Origin of the sequence: Dactylosporangium sp. NPDC051484, assembly GCF_040689395.1 — a bacterium.
In the GTDB taxonomy this organism is placed as follows: domain Bacteria; phylum Actinomycetota; class Actinomycetes; order Mycobacteriales; family Micromonosporaceae; genus Dactylosporangium.
The window spans coordinates 132,110-150,696 of record NZ_JBFAZX010000013.1 but is presented as its reverse complement, the minus strand read 5'-3'; the positions used below and the strand labels follow the sequence as shown (position 1 = coordinate 150,696).

Sequence of the window (18,587 nt, the reverse complement as noted above, 5' to 3'; positions counted from 1 at the left end):
AGATGGGTGAACGCCGCAGTGGCGACCGCACTCGTTCCGCCATTGCTCGTGATCGCCTCGGGAGGCCCGAGCGCGGCAGCACCGATCCCGGCAGGCAACTTGTCTCTGGTACAAGGCCTCAAGGCGGCCAAGCAGACCTCGGCGGCGAAATCGCCCACGAGCCGCATGGCAAAGACCGACCCGTCCCTGCTCAACCGCAGCGACACCACCAGGGTGGCGATCGCGGTCAAGCTCGACTACGACTCGACCGCCACTTATTCCGGTGAAATCGCCGGATATGCGGCGACCAGTCCATCCGTAACGGGGAAGGCGCTTTCGGGAAGCGCCGACGAAAAGCGCTACGAAAACCGGATCACCGGAATCGAGGACAAGTTCCTCGCGGAACTCAAGAAGCAGGTTCCGGACGCCCGGGTCGGCCAGCGGCTGCGCACCGTCTATGGCGGTATCGCGCTGACGGTGCCGGCCAACAAGGTCAGCACGATCCTGGCGCTCAACAATGTCGTGGCGGTCCAGTCCGACACGCTGCGCGCACTGCAGACCGACTCGACGCCGGCGTTCATCGGCGCCGACCAGGTCTACCCGAAGCTCGGCGGCGCACCCAACGCCGGCAAGGGCGTGATCTTCGGGACGCTGGACAGCGGCGTCTGGCCCGAGCACCCGTCCTTCGCCGACAACGGCAACCTGGGCGCACCGCCCGCCAAGGCCGACGGCACCCCCCGTGCCTGCGACTTCGGCGACAACCCGCTGACCCCGGCGAACGACCCGTTCGTCTGCAACCGCAAGGTCATCGGCGGCAAGGGCTTCCTGGACACGTACAACGCACTCCAGCCGATCGAGCGCTACGGGTACACCGCCCGGGACTCCGACGGCCACGGCACCCACACCGCGTCGACGGCGGCCGGTGACCTGGTCTCCTCGGCGAAGATCTTCAACATCGAGCGTGGGCCGGTCAACGGCATCGCGCCCGGCGCGTGGGTCTCGGTGTACAAGGTCTGTGGCGCCACCGGCTGCTACGGCACCGACTCCGCCGCCGCGATCGCCCAGGCGGTCAAGGACGGCGTGAACGTCATCAACTTCTCGATTTCGGGCGGGTCGAGCCCGTACACCGACATCGTTGAGCTGGCGTTCTTCGACGCCTACAAGGCCGGCGTCTTCGTCGCCGCCTCGGCCGGCAACTCGGGCCCGGGGGCCGGCACGTCCGACCACCTCTCGCCGTGGGTCACCACCGTCGCGGCGTCCACTCAGAAGCGCTCGTTCCAGTCCACGCTGACCCTCGGCTCGTCCGACGGCACGGCGGCGACCCTCACGGGCGTCTCGATCACGCAGGGCATCAGCAGCCCGCTGCCGGTCGTCCTGGCCTCGGCGGCGCCGTACAGCGATGCCACCTGCACGCACCCGGCCGTGCCGGGCACGTTCGCCGGCAAGATCGTGGCGTGCCAGCGCAGCCCGGGCCGGGTCGTCAAGGGCTTCAACGTCCTGCAGGGCGGCGCGGCCGGCATGATCCTCTACAACAACCCCAAGGCCGACGCGCTCAGCGACAACCACTGGCTGCCGGCGGTGCACCTGGCCGACGGGGCGTCGTTCCTGGCGTACGTCGCGGCCCACCCCAACGTGACCGCGAAGTTCACGCAGGGCGAGAAGGTCCTGGGCACTGGCGACGTGATGACGAACTTCTCGTCGCGCGGGCCGGGCGGCAACTTCATCAAGCCCGACATCACCGCGCCCGGCGCGCAGATCCTCGCCGGGCAGACCCCGACGCCGGACGAGCCGAGCAGCGGCCCGGCCGGCCAGTACTTCCAGGCCATCGCCGGCACGTCGATGTCCTCGCCGCACATCGCCGGCTCCGCGCTGCTGGAGAAGGCGCTGCACCCGGACTTCACTCCGGGTCAGATCAAGTCGGCGCTGATGACGACCGCGACCACCAAGGTGGTCAAGGACGACGGGGTCACCCCCGCCGACCCGTTCGACCTCGGCTCCGGCCGCGTCCAGGTCAACCTGGCCGCGAACCCGGGCCTCACGTTCGACGAGTCGGCCGACCGGATGTACGCCCTCGGCAACGACCCGGTCAACGCGGTACAGATCAACCTGCCCTCGGTGAACGCGCCCGTCATGCCGGGCAAGCTCACCGCGGTGCGGACGGCGAAGAACGTCACGAACAAGACGCTGGTCTACCGCGTCGAGACGACGTCGCCCGCCGGCGCCTCCATCACGGCGTCGCCGGCGATCCTCACCGTCAAGCCCGGCAAGACGGAGCAGTTCGGCATCACGATCAAGTCGACCGCGCCCACGGGCCAGTACTTCGGCGAGGTCCGGCTGGTCCCCGTGGCCGGTGGCGTCCCGACGCTGCACCTGCCGGTGGCGTTCGTGCCGAAGCAGGGCGACGTGACGGTCACCCAGGACTGCACGCCGTCGATCGCGCAGCTCGCGACCGGCACCTGCACGGTCACCGCGACGAACGAGACCTTCAACGACACCAAGGCCGACTTCACCACGACGGCGCCGCTCAACGCGATGATCGTCGGGGCGAACGGGGCCACGGTCGTCAACCCGTTCAAGGCGGAGAAGAAGGGTGCGGCGCTGGCCGGGGCGGTCCCCGGCACACCGTCGCTGACGCCGGGCACGATCGCCGGGTACATCCCGCTCGACCTGTTCGGCATCACCCCGGTCGCCATCGGCGACGAGGACCTGACGAGTTTCAACGTGCCAGGGTTCGTCTACAACGGCATCACGTACAACTCGCTGACGGTCGACTCGAACGGGTACCTCTATCCCGGCAGTGACCACAGCAACGAGAACAACAACTGCTGCAACATCACCCCGATCCCCGACCCGGCGAAGCCGAACAACGTGCTGGCACCGTTCTGGACCGACCTGAACGGCACCGGCATGCCCGGCCTCTTCGTCGCGACCCTGACCGACGGGGTCGACACCTGGGTCGTCGTCGAGTGGCGGGTCAACGACTTCGGCACGTCGACGAAGCGGTCGTTCCAAGTCTGGCTCGGCGTCAACGGGGTGCAGGACATCGTGTTCGCCTACGACCCGGACACCATCACCACCCTGCCCGCCGGGCAGGACCTGGTGGTCGGCGCCGAGAACATCAACGGCACCGGCGGGCAGGGTCTGCCGGTGAACACGCTGCCGACCGAGGACCTGCGCGTCGTCAGCACCGATCCGGTGCCCGGCGCGTCGACGTCCTACACGTTCACCCTCCGGGGCCTGGTCCCGGGCCCCGGCGAGGTCACCACCTCCGTCGTCACCCCGGCGGTTCCGGGCACGACGGTCGTGAAGAGCACGGTCACCGTGACCGGGCGGATCAACCGCACCGGCACCTGATCGGGCGCTTCACCCTCGCGTTCCTCGCAAACGCGGCCGGCCCCTTGCACCGGGGGCCGGCCGCCCCGAGGATCGAATCATGAGGACGTTTGGCAGCGCCGCAGAACTGCTGGCCGCGGTCGGTGAGCACCTCGGCTACAGCGACTGGCGGGAGGTCACGCAGGAGCGCGTCGACCTCTTCGCCGAGGCGACCGGCGACCACCAGTGGATCCACGTGGACCCCGAGCGAGCCAAGACCGGGCCGTTCGGCACGACGATCGCGCACGGCTACCTGACGCTGTCGCTCCTGCCCACGCTGGTTTCGCAGGTGTACCGCGTGGAAGGCGTCCGGATGGGCATCAACTACGGCCTGGAAAAGGTCCGCTTTCCCGCGCCTCTGCCGACCGGCTCGAAGGTGCGCGTGGGCGTCGAGGTCCTCGCCGCCGACGACCTGGGTGAGGGCTGGGTGCAGCTGAAGAACCGCGCCACCATCGAGCGCGAGGGCCACGACAAGCCGGTCTGCGTCGCCGAGCCGCTCACCCGCCTGCTGATCTGAGCTTCCCTCCTCGTCGGCTGCTAATCGAGCGGCCCGCCGGCCACGTATATGACCTGGCCGGACACGAAGCCGGCGCCGTCGCTGACCAGGAACGAGATCGTGTGCGCGACGTCGTCGGGCCGGCCCACGCGGCGCACCGGGATCTGCTCCGCGGCGTTCTTCTGGAACGTCTCGAAGTCGAGCTTCAGGCGTGCCGCAGTCGCCGCGGTCATGTCCGTGGCGATCAACCCGGGCGCGACCGCGTTGGCCGTCACGCCGAAGGGCCCGAGCTCGATCGCGAGCGTCTTGGTGAAGCCCTGCAGGCCGGCCTTGGCCGCCGAGTAGTTCGCCTGGCCGCGGTTGCCCAGCGCCGAGGACGAGGACAGGTTCACGATCCGCCCGAACTTCGCGGCGGTCATGTGCACCTGGGCGGCCCGGCTCATCAGGAACGCCCCGCGCAGGTGCACGCCGATGACCGTGTCCCAGTCGGCGTCGGTCATCTTGAACAGCAGGTTGTCCCGGATCACCCCGGCGTTGTTGACCAGCACGACCGGCGGCCCGAGCTCGGCGGCGACCCGCTCGACGGCGGCGGTCACCTGCTCGCCGTCGGCGACGTCGGCGCCCACGGCGAGCGCCCGGCCGCCGTCGGCGGTGATCCGCTCGACGGTGTCCGCGCAGGCGCTCTCGTCGAGGTCGAGCACGGCGACGGCGTGCCCGTCGGCGGCGAGGCGGATGGCGGTCGCGGCCCCGATGCCGCGAGCCGCGCCGGTCACAATGGCCACGCGGTTCAAGTCAGTATTCGTCACGGCTCCGATCCTCGCGCGTGAGACACGGTTCCGGAAAGCATGCACCACGAGTGCACCTTGTTCATGTCGCCATATTCTGACCAATATCCGTTTTATTCTGTTTTGCACGATGGCGAACGGCCCGTGGACGAGGCCGAGATCGCCGCGCAGACCGCGGTAACCAAGATCAAGCGACGAGAATGAGCCTATGCGGCTGGGCACGTTCAACCTGATGCACGGACGCTCGCTCACCGACGGCCTGGTCGACTCCGAGCGGGTCGGGGCGGCGGTCGCCGGTCTGGACGCCGACGTGCTCGGCCTGCAGGAGGTCGACCGCGGCCAGCCGCGCAGTGGCCACGCCGACCTGGCCCGCATCGCCGCCGACGCGCTCGGCGCCGCGGAGATGCTGTTCGTGCCAGCGGTCGTCGGCACGCCCGGCGAAGGTTTCCGCGTCGCGACCGACGCCGACGGCGAGGGCCTCGATCCGCACTACGGCGTCGCGCTGGTCAGCCGATACCCGGTGACGCAGTGGCGGGTCACCCGCCTGCCCGCGGCGCCGCTGCGCGCTCCGATCATGATTCAGGGGCCGCGGCGGGGGAGGTTGCGGCTGCTCGACGACGAGCCCCGGGTGCTCGTCGCCGCCGTGGTCGAGACGCCGATCGGGCGCATGACGATCGCCACTACCCACCTGTCGTTCGTGCCCGGCTGGAACGTGCGGCAGTTGCGGCTGGTCCTCCGGGCGCTGCGCGCCATGCCCGCCCCGCGCGTCCTGCTCGCCGACCTCAACCTGCCCGGCGGGCTGCCGCGGCTGTTCTCCGGCTGGCATCGGCTGGCCGGCGTACCGACCTACCCCGCCCACGCGCCGCGGGTGCAGTTCGACCACGTCCTAGCCGACCGGCGTGGCTTCGAGCGCCTGCCGCGGGTCGTCGACGTGGCCAGCCCCGAGTTGCCGTTCTCCGACCATCGACCACTCGTGGTGACGGTTGCGCGATCCACCCCGCGCCCCCCTGATCGATTAGGGCAGATTTAAGACGGCGTGGAATGCCGGGTTACAGCCGTTTGTCCGGTGCCGATTGCGAACCGTACTCGCTTGGCTACGATCCTTCGCCGCCTTGTAGATTGAGCGTTCGTTTGTTGGGATGCGTACCGTCAGTGATTTTTCAACCGAAGGCGCAAGGCCACAGAGGCCGCCGGTCCGGAGGATATGAGCCGTGAAGGGTCGCCACCGCGCAGCGGGGTCATCCGGCGGAGCCTTGAAGCTGGGCGCCGCCACCGTCGCCGTGCTCGTCGTCCTCGCCGGTAGCTGGTACGCGTTTCGTAAGTACTCCCAGCCGTCGTGCGGCAACGCCGCCAAGCTGAGCATCGGCGCACCGGCCGACATCGTGCCCGCGCTGAAGGATCAGGCGACCGAGTGGTCGAGGCAGGCCAGGCGCGACCACAACTGCGTCGACATCGAGGTCTTCGACGAGGACCCGGCCGACGTCGCCGCGGCCCTGGCCGGCAAGACCAACAAGACCCTCACCGGCGTCGGGCAGGCCAACGGCAAGACCCGCGTCCCCGACGTCTGGGTCGCCGACTCCTCGCTGTGGCTGCAGCGCCTGCACGCGGCCGGCGCGCAGAGCGTGCCGGCCGACGCCAAGTCGATCGCCCGAAGCCCCCTCGTGCTGGCCATGCCCGAGCCGATCGCGACCACGTTCGGCTGGCCGCAGAAGCAGATCACGTACCCCGACCTGATCGGCAAGGTCGCCGCCGACCAGAAGGTCAGGGTCGGCATCGTCGAGCCGAGCCGCGACGCCACCGGCCTCGGGGGCCTGCTCACGCTCGCCGCCGCCGCGCAGGCCGCCGGCGGTGGTGACGCCACCCAGGCCACCCAGGTCGCCACCGCCGCCCTGCGGGCCTTGGCCGCCGGGCGCTCCTCGCTGCGCGCCGACCTGATGCAGAAGTTCCCGCGCGGCAGCGACGCGACGACGCTGAGCAGCGGCCTGAGCGTGGCGCCGCTGTCGGAGCAGGCGGTCATCCAGTACAACGGCCAGCAGCCACCGGTCCGGCTCGCCGCGCTCTACGCCGAGCCCGCGGCGCCGGCACTGGACTATCCATACGCGGTGCTCAGCAACGACAAGGCCAGCATCGCCAACGAGCTGCTCAAGTCCCTCGACTCGCAGGGCTTCCGGGACAAGCTCGGCGCGGTCGGACTGCGCGGTGCGGACGGCTCGGCCGGCAAGGGCTTCCAGACCCCGGCCAACGCGCCCGCCGCGCTGGCCACGCCAGCCACGACCCAGTTGCCCGACGCCGCCGCGGTCGAGGGCCTGCTGACGAAGTGGCAGGCGATCACGCTGCCGGCCCGCATGCTCGCCGTGATCGACGTCTCCGGCTCGATGCTGGAGCCGGTGCCCACCGCCGGTGGCGCCACCCGCATGCAGGTGACGCTGGAGGCCGCGCGCAAGGGCATGAGCCTCTTCGACGACTCGTGGGCGCTGGGCTTGTGGGTGTTCTCCACGCTCCTGGACGGCAACAAGGACTACAAGCAGGTCGTGCCGATCGGCCCGCTGGCCGGCCAGCGCACCCAGTGCCTGCAGGCCCTGGCCACGATCCAGCCGAAGCGCAACGGCGACACCGCGCTCTACGACACCATCCTGGCCGCTTACAAGGCGGTGCAGGAGGGATACGAGAGCGGCCGGGTCAACTCGATCATCGTCATGACCGACGGCGAGAACGACGACCCCGCCGGCGGCCTGTCGCTGGAGCAGCTCATCGCCGAGCTCAAGAAGACCGCCGACCCGGCCAAGCCGATCCAGGTGATCCTGATCGGCATCGGTGACAAGGTCGGCGAGGCACAGATGCGCCAGATCACCGACGCGGTCGGCGGCGGCACCTTCGTCGCGCCCGACCCGGCGAAGATCGGCGACATCTTCCTGCAGGCCATCGCGCTGCGTTCGCAGGGCACCCAGCCGAAGTAGCGTGCCCGGCCACGTGGTGGCGTGGCGCGTGGCTACCAGCGCGACTTCCGCGCCCGGGCCTCGTAGAGCAGGACCGACGCGGAGACCGACACGTTGAGCGAGTCGCCGGACCCGAGCATGGGGACGGCGACCCGCTGGTATCCGTGGCCGTACCAGTCCTTGGCGATGCCGTACCGCTCGCTGCCCACGACGAGCGCCGTGCGCCCGGCGTAGTCGGCCTGGCGGTAGTTGATCGCCTCGTCGGTGTCCGCGAGCAGGACGGTAAAGCGCTGGGACTCCAGCCACGCCACGGCCTCGCCGACCGTTTCGAACTCCAGCGTCGGTACCGTGAGGATCGTGCCCTGGCTCGCCCGGATCACCTTCGGGTGGGTGAGCCGGGTCTTGCGGTTGGTCAGCACCAGGCAGTCCGCGCCGCAGGCGTCCAGCGAGCGGATCAGCGTGCCGAGGTTCCCGGGGATCTCCAGGCCGTCGGCGACCAGCACCAGCGCCGTGCGCCCGAAGCGCAGGTCCTGCGGCTCCCACCGGGGCAGCGCGGCCAGCGACAGCAGGCCGTCGGGCTTGTCCCGCTCGGAGATCTTCTCCAGCGTGCGCAGGGAGATGCGGAACGTGCGCTCGGCCCGCTCCGCGATCTCCTCGGCCCGCTTGTGCGCCTCGTCGGCGTAGATCGCCTCCGGGCACCAGAAGAACGTGTCGATCGGCGCGCCGGACTCCAGCAGCATGTTGTGCGCCCACAGCCCCTCGGCGACGAAGAGCTTGTAGCGGTTGGGTGCGGTGTTGTTCTGGATGTGCTGCACCTGCCGCACCGCGGGGTGCTGCACCCCGATCGCCGGGATGGCCTGCGGTTCGATCACAAGGTGACGGTAGCCGACAGCTCCCGCGCCTCGACGATGGCCCAGGCGCGCACGTTTCCGGCGGCGGTGAGGTCGGCGCGCAACCCCTCCAGGACCGTGACCGGCCCGGCCACCTCCAGCCGAGCCACCTCGGCGCGCATCGACTGCTGCGCCGCCGACTTGGCCCGCCGGATCGCGCCGAGCACCTCCGTGGCCAGCCGCAGCGGCGCCACCTCGGCGGCGGGCAGCGGCTCAGGCAGGGCCTGCGGCCATGGCGCGCGGTGCACTGAGCCGTCCTGCCACCAGGACCAGACCTCCTCGGCGACGTACGGCAGGAACGGCGCGAACAGCCGCTGCACCGTCGACAGCGCCACGGCCAGCGCCGCGCGGGCGGAGTCCACTGCGGACGGCGCGGCCTCGCCGTAGGCGCGCGCCTTCACCAGCTCCACGTAGTCGTCGCAGAAGGTCCAGAAGAACTGCTCGGTGACCTCCAGCGCGCGGGCGTAGTCGAACTCCTCGAACGCCGCCGTGGCCTCGGCGACCACCCCGGACAGCGCGGCCAGCAGGGCCAGGTCGACCGGCTCGCTCACCTCGGCCGGGTCGGGCGCGCCGCCGAAGCCGAGCACGAACCGGCTCGCGTTGAGCAGCTTCACCGCCAGGCGCCGGCCGACCTTCATCTGGTTGGGGTCCAGCGCCGTGTCCACGCCGCGGCGGGCGCTGCCGGACCAGTAGCGGATCGCGTCGGCGCCGAAACGCTCCAGCAACTCCTCCGGCGAGTCCTTCGCGTTGTCCTTGGACTTCGACAGCTTCTTGCGGTCGGGGTCGAGGATCCACCCGGCGATCGCCGCGTGCCGCCACGGCAGCACCCCGTGCTCGAGGTGCGCGCGCAGCACGGTGGTGAACAGCCAAGTGCGGATGATCTCGTGCGCCTGCGGCCGCATGTCCATGGGGAACACCAGGTCGAACAGCGCTGGGTCGTCGAGCCAGTTGCCGGCGATCTGTGGCGTCAGCGAGGACGTCGCCCAGGTGTCCATCACATCCGGGTCGCCGACGAAGCCGCCCGGCCGCCCGCGGTCGATCTCCTCGAACCCGGGCGGCGTGTCGCTGCTCGGGTCCATCGGCAGCGACTCCGGCACGATCGGGTCGTCATAGATCGGGTTGGCGTCGGCGTCCAGGCGGTACCACAGCGGGATCGGCACGCCGAAGAACCGCTGGCGGCTGATCACCCAGTCGCCGGTGAGCCCCTCGACCCAGTGCTCGTAGCGGGCGCGCATGTGCGGCGGCGTCCACTCCAGCTCGCGACCGCGCGCCAGCAGTGCCTCGCGCAGCTGCGGCGTGCGGGCGCCATTACGGATGTACCACTGGCGGGTCGCCACGATCTCGACCGGCCGGTCGCCCTTCTCGTAGAACTTCACCGCGTGCGTGATCGGCCGGGGCTCGCCGTCGAGCTCGCCGGAGGCCCGCAGCAGCGCCACGATCTTCTCCCGCGCCTGGTTGACGCTCAGCCCCGCCACCGGTGCGTAGTCGTCCTCGTCCACGCCCTCCGGCGCCTGCGGCCCGAGCCGCCCGTTGCGCTGCATCACGGTGCGGGTCGGCAGGCCCAGCTCCCGCCACCAGGTCACGTCGGTGAGGTCGCCGAACGTGCACACCATCACCAGCCCGCTGCCCTTCTCCGGGTCGGCCAGGTGATGGGCCAGCACCGGAACCTCCACATTGAACAATGGCGTCCGGACGGAGGTGCCGAAGTGCGGCCGGAACCGCTCGTCGTCGGGGTGCGCGACCAGCGCCACGCAGGCCGGCAGCAGCTCGGGCCGGGTCGTCTCCACGAAGAACTCGCCGAACTTGACCCGGTGGTAGGCGCCGGGGCGCTCGCGGTCCTCGAGCTCGGCCTGCGCGACCGCCGTGCCGAACGACACGTCCCACAGCGTCGGGCCGTCGAGCGGATACGCCTCGCCGCGCGCCAGGCTGTTGAGAAACCCGCGCTGCGCGGTGGCCCGGGCGCGGTCACCGATGGTGGTGTACAACAGCGACCAGTCCACGCTCAGCCCGACGTGGCGCCAGAGCCGCTCGTACGCCTGCTCGTCGATCTCGGTCTGGCGCTGGCAGAGCTCCACGAAGTTGCGCCGGCTGACGAGCACCCGATCCTTCCCAGGGCGCTCCGGTGGCGTGAATTCCGGGTCGTACGGCAAGGTCGGGTCGCACTGCACGCCGAACGTCAGCTGCACGCGGCGCTCGGTCGGCAGGCCGTTGTCGTCCCAGCCCATCGGATAGAACACGGTTTTGCCACGCATCCGCTGGTACCGCGCGACGATGTCGGTCTGCGTGTAGGAGAACACGTGGCCGATGTGCAAAGCGCCGCTCACCGTCGGCGGCGGCGTGTCGATCGCGAACACGTCCGCACGGGCGGCGTCACGGTCGAAACGATACGTGCCGTCTACCTCCCATACGCGCGCCCACTTCTCCTCGAGTCCGTCGAGACTGGGGCGCTGCGGAATGCGGTCGGCTTCAGGCATGCGCCTCATGCTATGACCGGCGCGCCGCGGTCACCTCTCAATTCCCATCGGCGATCATGTCCCGCAGCGACCGGGGCTTACGTCCGGTCAGCCGCTCCACGTCGCCCGTGACCCCGGCGAGCTCACCGGCGGCGATCGCCTCGTACGACGTGACCCAGCCGGCCACCTCGAACGCGGACGCGCCGTACTTCGCGCGGGAGGCGTACGCCTCCTTGACGGTCTCCGGCGCGTACCGCAGGCCCAGCTCCGCCGCCGCCTCGTACAGGGTGAACGCCTCTGGCCCGGTCAGGTCGTACGTGCGGCCGTCGTGCTCCGCCCCGCCGGTCAGCACGGCCACCGCCGCGGCGGCGATGTCGCCGTAGCTCACGGCCGCGACCCGCCCGTCGCCGGCCGGCCCGCGGATCACGCCGTCGGCTCCGGCCAGGCGCGGGATCATTTCGAGGTACATGTTGTCGCGCAGAAACGTGAAGCGCCGCCCGGTGGCGCGGATGAACTGCTCGGTGTGCCAGTGGTCGCGCCCGAAGGTGAAGGTGCAGTCGGGTGCGGCACCGAAGAACGAGAGGTACACGATCCGCTCAACGCCCGCGGCGACGGCCGCGTCGACCGCGCTGCGATGCTCGGCCAGCCGCTCGGCAGACTCCCGCGCCGACACGAGAAAGACGGTCTCGACCCCGCGCAACGCCTCGGTCATCGCGGCTGTGTCGCGATATTCCGCGACTCTCACTGATTTGTCTGATACTGGGACCTTCGCCGGATCGCGGACCACCAGCGTGTGCGGGACGCTGAGCAACCGAGCAACACGCCCACCAACCTGGCCGGACGCTCCCGTAACGGCGATCATGCCGCCAGTATGCGCGCGTTCAGGCCCTCCTCCACCGCGCCGCCGCACGAGCAAGGTTAAGCGCCTCGTCCGGGCGATCCAGCGAGTTGATCAGATCGTCAAACAGTTCTGCCGGCATGACCGTGTGCTCCGTTTGAGTACGCACGCGATCCGCTTCTGCCGGTGCCGCCTGCAGGATGAAGGCGGAGACGGACAGATGCTGGATGTCGGCAGCCAGGGCGATGTTCGCTGCACTCGCAGGATCGGCGCGAAGTTCGATACGTTCAGTCTTCGCTGCGCGGGGTGTTCGAGCGTTCATGGTGAGCCTCCGTTGTTACCAATTGCAGGGCACTTGTACGGCAACTTCTACAACGCCGACCAGAAGGACCAGATCCGGGCACTGCACGTGCTGGCACTCCACCTCGGCCCGGCTCCAACGGTCCGACGTCGGCCCCGACGCCGAGACGACCACGGTCCGCCGCACGGTACAGCCGGTCGAGGGCACGCCGTGACGCCGACGACTAGGACGTCACACCGCAGCACATCGTGGGTCACGCGGACATCGGCGTCACCCTGACGATCTACGATCCGGAAGGAAAGACCCTGCGACCGGCATTAGCGCTGGTCAGATAGCAACTCCAGCAGTTCAAGGGTCCGCTCACGATCCGCGTCGTTTCACGTGCAACAGCGGTAGCCCAACGGCGCAGCGACGCATCAGGTCGCGCGCGTCGATCCGGATGCGGACGGCGCGTCCGGCCAGGGGTCTCGCGCGGCTACGCGGTGCAACTCGTGTGCGGCAGCGGAACTCGACGCGATCCGGACGGAATGGCGAGGCCTGCGCGTAAGGTGGCGCTGCTGTTCGGCGTGCTGCGCTCGCTCAGCGTCACGGCAAGCACCGGCCGCCGTCGCGGTCCGTACTCACGAAGGAAGCCCCACCGCCGGCCCCTTCCCCAGCGGGTGGGATGGGTATACGGAGGGCTGGAAGGGGCGCAGCGTGCCACTCAGAGCCGTGCAGCAACGTACCTGCATCCGGGTCCGGTTGTCGGCGTTCAGCGGTGTGCGGCGCTGCGGTCTGGTCCGGCATGGGTCGGCGGTGGCTGCGGTTGTACGCGGCCGTTGCTACACGCGTTGCTACATCCGGATGTCGTCAGGCGATAGCTGCGATATCACCATCGTCGAAGTAGATCGCCTGATGGAGGCGCCCACCGAGCGCCGCCGCGAAACGGGCGACCACGTCCTGGCCCGACACTTGGCCCTGTTCGATCTGGGACACACGACCCTTGGTGACGCCCATGCGGTCGGCGACCTCCTGTTGGGTCAGGCCACGCTGTTTGCGCACCTCGGCCAGCCGATGGCCGAGGACGGCCGCGAGGAGTTCCTGCTTGCCGGCCGCGACCGCTTCCTCGCCGCCGGCCCGTTCAACATGTTCGGCCCGAATGTCACTCCAGCGCACGTAACTGCTCATCGCTTGTCACCTTCCTCCTGCGCTCGTTCTTTCAAGTAGATCTCGTAGCGTTGCTCGGCAAGCGGGATGGCTTCCTAGCAATTCCTATACTTCCAAGTCGACCCGCCCGACCGTCCGCCGTCAGATGGATCATCTGTGGCTACAGAACTAGAGACCAAGATTCCTGGCAAAGCAAGAAACCCCGACCACGTTTCCGCTGGTCGGGGTCTCGTAAGCCCGGCGAAGGGCTTGTGGGCAGGGGCGGGGTCGAACCGCCGACCTTCCGCTTTTCAGGTGTAGCGGAGCCCCGGTGCTGGGCCTACGTTGCGCTGCTGGCCGTGCTCAGCCGACCATGATCGGCTGCCGTCGTACGGGCCATTGCTACACGCGTTGCTACAGGTGCGAAGTTCTCCGCGGCACGGTCGACTTTTGGCAAACGCACTAGTTTGGTCGGTTCCGTGGGCTCCCTGCTGCCAGCGCCTTTGTGGTCCCCCTCAGGGCATGATGATCGTTGACAGCCAGGCCGGACGGCCGTAACTCGGGACTGCCCATGACAGCATGGACTCTGCCTCGCGTACCTTCGATCAAAGTGTGGCGAGCTTGGCGATCATGCGCCCCATGTGAGGATCAAGCGTCTTCGGATCAGCGTCGCTGACTTCCTGGGGAGTCCACCATCGGATCCCACGGAACTCGTCCGGATCGGGAGTGAACACCTGATCGCGGCTGCTGGTCAGAGCGAACCACAGGCTCACATCGGTGTGCCGTTGCTCCAACGTGCCGACAGTCTCCGTGACAGTGAGGAACAGGGGACGTTCACCAAGTTCGGGGAGGAACACGGCCGGGACGCCAAGCTCCTCCATTACTTCGCGCCGCACGGTCTGTACCGGGTGCTCGCCGGGCTCGACATGACCGCCGGTGTGGGTAGCCACAGGCCGGCTTTGATGTGGTCGACCAGGAGGACGCTTCCATCCTGGCCGTCGCGCAGGAGAAAGTAAGCGACCAGGTGTGGCGAGGGGGTCCGCGGCTTCGCGCGGCGGAACACGTCGTCGGTCTCGCGCAGCCACGCAAGGCACTCCGAACGGTGGCGAGCCTCAAGGTCGTCGAACGGCTGCAACGTGTCGATGAGCGCGTAGATCTCGTCGAAGAGCCTGGTCGTCGCCTGCATCGGCCCAGTCTTCCATCCAGCGCTCAAAGCGATCCGTATCGCCGCTGCCGTCTAGGGCGGTTGCAGCAGTACCCGTCGACCGTCCGCTGCCTGACGGCCTGTCGCTGCTGCATCTTGATCTTCGCAAGTCGGCCGGACAAACAAAGACCCCGACCGCGTTTCCGCTGGTCGGGGTCTGTAAAGCCCGGCGAAGAGCTTTGTGGGCAGGGGCGGGGTCGAACCGCCGACCTTCCGCTTTTCAGGCGGACGCTCGTACCGACTGAGCTACCTGCCCAGAGTGACCCACGAGTGGGCCTTGCGGTCCTGACGGGACTTGAACCCGCGACCTCCGCCTTGACAGGGCGGCGAGCACTCCAACTGCTCCACAGGACCTAGCTACTTGCCGTGTTACCGTGCCCCCAACGGGATTCGAACCCGTGCTACCGCCTTGAAAGGGCGGCGTCCTGGGCCGCTAGACGATGAGGGCGGCCCCGCAATCATCGCATACTCTGCGAGTCTTACGGTTGTTGCTCCCATCCGGCCCCGCCGGAGGCTTTCAGAGCATACGTGACCCCACGCGCGTTCTCCAAATGAGTATCCGTCAGTGGCTTGGCTGGAGAGTCCTGGCTGGTCAGAGCGGCATCGCGACAAGCGTGAACTTGGCCTTCAGCTCCGGCAGGAGGGTCTTGTAGGCGGCGATCGTGCTGCTTCGGTCACCGCCGCCGTCGTGGGAGAGGACGATCGCGCCGGGCTTCGTGTTGTTCCTCACGTTGGCGATGATGTGGTTGGTCATCTGCTGGCCGGACCACTTCTTGATGTTCCAGTCCGACGGGTCGACGCTCCAGCCGAGGGACTCCATGCCCAGCTCGGTGGCTATCTGCACGGCGAGCGGGGTGAAGTTGCCGGCCGGGTGGCGGAAGTACTTGATCGGCGCGTTCGGGACGGCCTTGTGGATCTCGTCGTTGGTCCTCTGCAGGTCGGCTCGGATCGTGTCGGCGGACTTCTTGCCGAGGCCTTCGTCGTGCTTCCAGGTGTGGTTGCACAGCGTGTGGCCGTCTCGGACGATCTGCTGCACGTACTGCGGGTACTCCTGCACGTTGACGCCGATGACGCAGAACGTGGCCTTGATGCCCTGCGCCCGCAGCATCTCGAGGAGCTTCGGGGTCTGGGGGCCGGGACCGTCGTCGAAGGTCAGCGCGACCGCCGCCGATCCGGTGGTGCGCACGATGCCGTCCCCGGGCGGGGCCGAGGAGGTCGAGGCGGAGGGCGGCGCCGAGGCTGGAGCGGAGGCGGAGGCGGAGGCGGAGGCGGAGGCGGAGGCGGAGGCGGAGGTGGAGGTGGAGGTGGAAGCAGAGACAGAGGCGGAGGCGGAGAGCGACGTGGACGCCGCGGGCTTCGCCGAGTCCGAGTTGCCGGACAAGCCGCCGGGGCCGGCGATCGGGTGGCTGATCGGCTCGCCGCTCTGCTGGGCACCCGGGGCCGACCCGGAGCCGGACGCGTGCCACGGGGAGGCGGAGGGAGTGGTCGAGGCACAGCCGGCGAGGGCCAGGACTGCGGCGGTGATCACTGCTCCTACCGCGAGTCGGGTGCGTGACATGAAGGGCTCCGAGGGGGTTTTGAGGGATCTCCGACAAAACAACACGTTAGCGATTCCGGGGCCCACTCAACCTCCCGCGTTCAGCCCATGGCACGAACACGGGAGTACCGCGGCGAGGATCTCTACACAGGTAACTAGGTGAGTGCCGATGTGAGAATCACCATCGCCTCTGCGAGATTCTCCGGAAAGATGACCCCCGATGGTACGGACGGCCGATCCCAGCCCGGCCCGCCCGCGGCGAGCACGACGGGCCGCGCACGCTCGGCGAGCACGGCCTCCAGCTGCGCCGGGGCGGCGGTCGACCGGTGGTGCGACCACACGAGGACCCCGGCCGGCCCGGTGCGCCGCACGGTGGCCAGCAACGCCTCGGACGGGACCCTGGCGCCGAGCGAGCGCGCCGGCACCCCGGCCGCCGCGAGCGCGGCCGCCAGTGCCTCGATCGGCAGGCTGTGCTGCTCCTCGTCGGCGCAGGCGAGCAGGATCCGGACCGGCGTGCCGGCGGGCGGGCGCGGCACGGCGCCGAAGACGGCGGAGACGCAGCCGGAGACGAGGTGCTCGACCTCGACGAGGGCGCCGGTCGCGGCGTACCGCTCGCCGATGGCGACGAGGACCGGCCGCAGCACGCCGTCCCAGGCCGCGACCACACCGAGCTCCCGGACCGCATCGGCGATGCGCTGCCGTACGGCGGGCGCGTCGAGCCGCAGCGCCGCCCGGCTCAGGCCGCGCACGGCCGCCGTCGTGTCCCCGGTGGCCTCCCCGCCCGCGGTCGCGGCGCCGCCGGCCAGGGTGCGCTTGCGCGCCCAGCGCGCGGCGTCGCCGGGGGCCAGACCCTCGACGATGAGCCGCTGCATGAGCTCGAGCCGTTGGATGTCCTGCTCGGTGTACCGCCGATGATGCCCCGGCTCGTGCAGCGACGGGCCCATCCCGTACCGCTGGTGCCACGTGCGCAGGGTCGTGACGGCGACCCCGAGGCGGCGTGCCACCGCACCGGCCGAGTACGCGGCGGCGGGACTCATCGTTCGGACGACCGCCAGGCGTCGAGCAGGACGGAGAACAAGATCAGGACTCCCCCGTGACGCGGGACGCCGCGAGGCGACCGGAGATGAGCACCATGGGCACGCCGACGCCGGGCTGGGTGCCCGACCCTACGAAGACGACGTTGGACAGTGTGGGGTGGAGGTTGCCCGGCCGGAAAGGGCCGGTCTGGCGCAGGGTGTGCGCGGCGGCGAACGGGGTGCCGGCGGCCATGCCCTGATCGGCCCAGTCGGCCGGGGTGACGAACCGGGACACCTCGATGCCGTCGCCGAATCCGACGTACCCCCGCTGCTCCAGCGTCGCGATGAGCTCGTCGCGGTAGGCGCCGGCCAGCGGGCCACGCCAGTCGAGCTTCGCGGTCAGGTTGGGCGTCGGGGCGAGCACGTAGTAGGCCTGCCGGCCCTCGGGCGCGAGCGACGGGTCGGTGCGCGTCGGGTTGGTCACCAGCAGCGACGGGTCGCTCATCAGCCGGCCCTGGTCGATGACCTCGTCGAAGGTCGCGCGCCACGACCGTCCGAAGTGGAAGTTGTGGTGCGCGATGGCGCCGTAGGACTGCCGCGAGCCCACGTGCAGCACCACGCACGACGGCGAGTACCGCAGCGGGCCGAGCAGCGGGCTGCGCCAGCGCTCCGGCGGCAGCAGGTCCCGGTACGCGACGGGCAGGTCGGGGTTGAGCACGACGACGTCGGCGGGGAACCGGCGGCCGTCCGCGGTCAGCACGCCGGTGGCACGGCCGTTCGCCGTCTCGACGCGCGTGACGTCGGCGCCGTAGACGATCTCGACGCCGTGCTTCTCGGCGACGCCGGCCAGGGCCCGGGAGACAGCGTGGATGCCACCCTGCGGGAAGTACACGCCGGCGACGGAGTCGAGGTAGGCGATGACCGCGTAGAGCGCGAGGGCCTGGTGCGGGGCGACCCCGGCATACATCGCCTGGAACGAGAAGATCCGGCGGGTGCGCGGATCCTTGAAGTATGAGTCCACTTTGGACTGCAGCCGGCCGAAGCCGCCGCGCCGGACCAGCCGCCACAGGTTGGCCGTGACCAGGTCGCGCGGGCGGTCGAGGTTGCGGTCGATGAAGTCGTCGCGCTCCAGCGTCCACAGCTCGCGGGCGTGGTCGACGAAGCGGAGGTAGCCGTCGGCCTCGCGGGACCCGCAGACGCGCGCGACCTCGCCGGCCATCCGGGCGGTGTCGGCGATGACGTCGAGCGTCGAGCCGTCCGGGAAGTGCGCGCGGTACGCCGGGTCCAGCTTGGTCATCGGCAGCCAGGTGGCCAGTTCCTCGCCGACGGTGCCGAGCAGGTCGGCCAGCAGCGACGGCATGGTGAGCACGGTCGGGCCGGTGTCGAACTCATACCCGTCCACGGTGATCCGCCCGGCGCGGCCGCCCGGCTGGTCGAGGCGTTCGAGCAGGGTGACGCGGCGCCCGGCGGCGGCGAGCCGGATCGACGCGGCCAGGCCGCCGAGGCCGGCGCCCACGACGACGACCCGATCCGTCGGTCCCGTAACGGTTCGCATGGCCGTCCTCTCCCCGTTTCGCTTAGCTCAGGGCGCAAGGGTAGCGTAGGCTCCCGATTGCGTCGATTGCTGCGTCGATTCGACGTGAACCGGGAGGTCG

15 protein-coding genes and 4 tRNA genes are annotated in these 18,587 nt (G+C 69.8%); 4 read left to right on the top strand and 15 right to left on the bottom strand.

The genetic code is table 11. The annotated features are described in order from the left end of the window. Positions 1-165 precede the first annotated feature (165 nt). Entirely contained in the window at positions 166-3,333 is a 3,168-nt protein-coding gene (locus AB0367_RS22475; protein WP_366228312.1) for a S8 family serine peptidase, read from the top strand. A 79-nt stretch (positions 3,334-3,412) separates the two neighbouring features. Next, positions 3,413-3,868 carry a MaoC family dehydratase gene (locus tag AB0367_RS22470; protein WP_366228311.1) on the top strand — a complete coding sequence of 152 codons (456 nt, stop codon included), beginning with the start codon at positions 3,413-3,415 and terminating at the stop codon, positions 3,866-3,868. A 20-nt stretch (positions 3,869-3,888) separates the two neighbouring features. On the opposite strand, the gene fabG is transcribed toward AB0367_RS22470, so the two are convergent. Beyond that, positions 3,889-4,653, bottom strand: a complete 765-nt coding sequence (gene fabG, locus AB0367_RS22465) for a 3-oxoacyl-ACP reductase FabG (protein ID WP_366228310.1) — start codon at positions 4,651-4,653, stop codon at positions 3,889-3,891. A 187-nt stretch (positions 4,654-4,840) separates the two neighbouring features. Here fabG and AB0367_RS22460 point away from each other — a divergent pair, with 187 nt between their 5' ends. Together AB0367_RS22460 and AB0367_RS22455 are read left to right on the top strand one after the other, a co-directional pair. Next, positions 4,841-5,662 carry an endonuclease/exonuclease/phosphatase family protein gene (locus AB0367_RS22460; RefSeq protein WP_366228309.1) on the top strand — a complete coding sequence of 274 codons (822 nt, stop codon included), beginning with the start codon at positions 4,841-4,843 and terminating at the stop codon, positions 5,660-5,662. A gap of 223 nt (positions 5,663-5,885) precedes the next feature. Further along, complete coding sequence (locus AB0367_RS22455) at positions 5,886-7,589, top strand: VWA domain-containing protein (protein ID WP_366228308.1); 1,704 nt, start codon at positions 5,886-5,888, stop codon at positions 7,587-7,589. A 32-nt stretch (positions 7,590-7,621) separates the two neighbouring features. Here AB0367_RS22455 and AB0367_RS22450 read toward each other — a convergent pair whose 3' ends face one another. From AB0367_RS22450 to crtI, 14 genes are all read right to left on the bottom strand, one after another. Beyond that, positions 7,622-8,440 carry a TrmH family RNA methyltransferase gene (locus AB0367_RS22450; RefSeq protein WP_366228307.1) on the bottom strand — a complete coding sequence of 273 codons (819 nt, stop codon included), beginning with the start codon at positions 8,438-8,440 and terminating at the stop codon, positions 7,622-7,624. After that, on the bottom strand, positions 8,437-10,932 hold the full coding sequence (gene valS, locus AB0367_RS22445; protein ID WP_366228306.1) for a valine--tRNA ligase: 2,496 nt from the start codon (positions 10,930-10,932) through the stop codon (positions 8,437-8,439). The genes AB0367_RS22450 and valS overlap by 4 nt, the downstream gene beginning before the upstream one ends. A 37-nt stretch (positions 10,933-10,969) precedes the next feature. After that, positions 10,970-11,773 (bottom strand): NAD(P)H-binding protein, encoded by an 804-nt coding sequence (locus AB0367_RS22440; RefSeq protein ID WP_366228305.1) that lies wholly within the window; start codon positions 11,771-11,773, stop codon positions 10,970-10,972. Between the two features lie 19 nt (positions 11,774-11,792). Further along, positions 11,793-12,071, bottom strand: a complete 279-nt coding sequence (locus tag AB0367_RS22435) for a DUF1778 domain-containing protein (RefSeq protein WP_366228304.1) — start codon at positions 12,069-12,071, stop codon at positions 11,793-11,795. Between the two features lie 828 nt (positions 12,072-12,899). Next, positions 12,900-13,217, bottom strand: coding sequence for a helix-turn-helix transcriptional regulator (locus tag AB0367_RS22430; RefSeq protein ID WP_366228303.1), 318 nt, complete (start codon positions 13,215-13,217; stop codon positions 12,900-12,902). A gap of 231 nt (positions 13,218-13,448) precedes the next feature. Next, a tRNA-OTHER gene (locus AB0367_RS22425) sits at positions 13,449-13,516 on the bottom strand. A 264-nt stretch (positions 13,517-13,780) separates the two neighbouring features. Then, a complete protein-coding gene (locus AB0367_RS22420) occupies positions 13,781-14,125 on the bottom strand; it encodes an NUDIX hydrolase (RefSeq protein WP_366228302.1) in 345 nt (114 codons plus the stop codon). Beyond that, complete coding sequence (locus AB0367_RS22415; protein WP_366228301.1) at positions 14,056-14,361, bottom strand: hypothetical protein; 306 nt, start codon at positions 14,359-14,361, stop codon at positions 14,056-14,058. Before AB0367_RS22415 ends, AB0367_RS22420 begins: the two co-directional genes overlap by 70 nt. 200 nt (positions 14,362-14,561) lie before the next feature. Next, positions 14,562-14,635: transfer RNA gene (locus AB0367_RS22410), tRNA-Phe, on the bottom strand. A gap of 24 nt (positions 14,636-14,659) precedes the next feature. Continuing rightward, positions 14,660-14,733, bottom strand: a tRNA-Asp gene (locus tag AB0367_RS22405). Positions 14,734-14,754: 21 nt separating this feature from the next. Next, positions 14,755-14,827 (bottom strand) — tRNA-Glu (locus tag AB0367_RS22400). 144 nt (positions 14,828-14,971) lie between these two features. After that, entirely contained in the window at positions 14,972-15,937 is a 966-nt protein-coding gene (locus tag AB0367_RS22395; protein ID WP_366228300.1) for a polysaccharide deacetylase family protein, read from the bottom strand. Between the two features lie 134 nt (positions 15,938-16,071). After that, positions 16,072-16,953, bottom strand: a complete 882-nt coding sequence (locus AB0367_RS22390) for a MerR family transcriptional regulator (RefSeq protein ID WP_366228299.1) — start codon at positions 16,951-16,953, stop codon at positions 16,072-16,074. A 43-nt stretch (positions 16,954-16,996) separates the two neighbouring features. Beyond that, positions 16,997-18,487, bottom strand: coding sequence for a phytoene desaturase family protein (gene crtI / locus AB0367_RS22385; protein ID WP_366228298.1), 1,491 nt, complete (start codon positions 18,485-18,487; stop codon positions 16,997-16,999). Positions 18,488-18,587: the final 100 nt, after the last annotated feature.